The sequence below is a fragment of the Paenibacillus sp. BJ-4 genome (genome assembly GCF_020404765.1).
Classification (GTDB): Bacteria; Bacillota; Bacilli; order Paenibacillales; family Paenibacillaceae; genus Paenibacillus.
Window position 1 is genome coordinate 1 of record NZ_JAIVEM010000064.1, and the last position, 211, is coordinate 211.

General features: G+C 51.7%; 1 protein-coding gene. It reads left to right on the forward strand.

Annotated features, from left to right (window positions below):
- On the forward strand, positions 1-211 hold a 211-nt coding region (locus tag LCF57_RS28165), incomplete at both ends, for a beta-ketoacyl synthase N-terminal-like domain-containing protein (protein WP_226000527.1).

A 211-nucleotide genomic window follows, 5' to 3' on the forward strand; every position in this document is an offset into this window, starting at 1 on the left:
ACGATGGAGGAATTCTTCCATCCCGATAAACAGGAAGCTGTAGCTCATGGAAAAAGCTACAGCAAGTGGGGGGGCTTTATCGAAGGATTTGCGGAATTCGATCCGTTGTTCTTCAATATTGCGCCACGGGAAGCGCTCAGTATGGACCCTCAGGAAAGGCTGTTCATAGAAGCCTGCTGGGAAGTGATGGAGGATGCGGGCTACACCAGGG